At 46.8% G+C, this 1,152-nt stretch carries 2 protein-coding genes; one reads left to right on the top strand and one right to left on the bottom strand.

What is annotated here, in order from left to right; translation table 11 throughout:
* Positions 1-841: pseudouridine synthase (locus tag R7Q46_RS25070; RefSeq protein ID WP_318077917.1), on the top strand; the 841-nt coding region annotated here is incomplete at its 5' end.
* A gap of 56 nt (positions 842-897) precedes the next feature.
* Here R7Q46_RS25070 and R7Q46_RS25065 read toward each other — a convergent pair.
* Positions 898-1,152: YbaK/EbsC family protein (locus R7Q46_RS25065; RefSeq protein WP_318077916.1), on the bottom strand; the 255-nt coding region annotated here is incomplete at its 5' end.

Genomic DNA, 1,152 nt, shown 5'->3' with positions numbered 1-1,152 from the left:
CGGTCACAAAAAGCGTATTTTCCCAATTGGTCGACTCGATAAACCTTCGGATGGTTTGATCTTCTTGACTAACGATGGCGACATTGTGAACAAGATTCTGCGCGCTGGTAACAACCACGAAAAAGAATACGTGGTGCGTGTCGACAAGCCGATTACGGACGAATTCCTAAAACAGATGTCGAGCGGTGTTCGAATCCTCGATACCGTAACGCTCCCTTGTAAAATTACGAAAGAAACCAAGTTCTCTTTCCGTATTGTTTTGACGCAAGGCCTAAACCGTCAGATCCGCCGTATGTGTGAAGCACTCGGCTACGAAGTATTTAAACTTCGCCGCGTACGCATCATGAACATCTCTCTAGATGGAATTCCAAATGGTAAATGGCGTTACCTAACCGATGACGAAGTCGCAGAAATTTTAGCAATGTGCGATGGCTCAGTTGGTACCGAGGAAGCGTCAAAGACAGATTCTCGAGGTCGTAATATTCGTAAAGCGACTGATGCGAAACTGTTTGATAGCCGTGAAGAGAACCAAGGTTCGACTGCTCGTCGCAATCAAAAAACGCGCACCTTCCGTGGTAATAACGCTGACGAGTTCCGTCATGCACCTAACTCTAAAAAAGGCCAGCAAAAGCGCCGTCAACGTGATGATGAAAACTCACGCCCTGCGAAAGAGCATTACAAAGCGAAACCTCAAGGTGAACGCGCGAAGCCACAAGGTGAGCATGGCAGACCGCAAAACAAGCCTCAAACACCGAGCAAACCGAAGCAGCATTACGTCAATCCGAATACGACAAGTAAACCGGCAAAACGCACTAGTGGCACATTAAGCCTCAAAAAATAACAATAAAGGACGCTTTCGCGTCCTTTTTCTTTGTTGGTCATTCAACCCAAACTGGCTTACAAGCATAATGGGGCAAACTGCCCTCTGGTCAAAGCAACAAGATCTTGCGGAGCAAGCTCAATTTCTAAGCCTCGTTTACCCGCGCTCACACAAATCGTCTCTTGTTCTTTTGCACTTTCATGTAGAAAGGTTGGCAACGCTTTCTTTTGTCCAAGTGGACTAATGCCGCCAACTACATAACCCGTTGTCTTTTGAGCGATGTCTGGATCTGCCATGTCGGCTTTTTTACCCTTTGCTGCTTTGGCTGCCAA

It is taken from the genome of Vibrio sp. 811 (assembly GCF_033339195.1).
Note: the sequence above shows the minus strand (reverse complement) of the source record. Positions and strands in the feature narration are given on the sequence as shown.